The following is a 325-nucleotide window of genomic DNA, read 5'->3' as shown; positions in this document are numbered from 1 at the left end:
GTATCCCTCCGGTCTGGGCCGCGGCGGGTGCGGTCTGTGTTAAGCTGCAGCGATGGAGATCGACACCGACAAGATTTGATGATGCAGTCCTGGCGCTGCTTTGGCTGACCCTGCACAATGAACGGTGTGCTTGGAAAGGCTTTGACTGGGACGTGACGGATCGACTTCACCGGAAGGGATTGATCGCCGACCCGGTCAACAAGGCAAAATCCTTGGTTCTGACGGATGAGGGTCTTCGGCGCTCGGAGGAGCTGTTCCGCGCGCTGTTTACGCGGTCGACGCCATGAGCGCCCGAGTGGGCCGCCAGTTCCACGGCAGCAGCTCA

General features: G+C 60.9%; 1 pseudogene. It reads left to right on the top strand.

Going from position 1 to position 325, the window contains the following annotated elements:
* The first annotated feature begins 52 nt into the window (after positions 1-52).
* Positions 53-287, top strand: a pseudogene (locus EN818_RS31490) (DUF6429 family protein).
* Positions 288-325: the final 38 nt, after the last annotated feature.

Source organism: Mesorhizobium sp. M3A.F.Ca.ET.175.01.1.1 (genome assembly GCF_004791945.1).
GTDB lineage: Bacteria > Pseudomonadota > Alphaproteobacteria > Rhizobiales > Rhizobiaceae > Mesorhizobium.
This window is presented reverse-complemented; position numbering and strand designations above follow the sequence as displayed.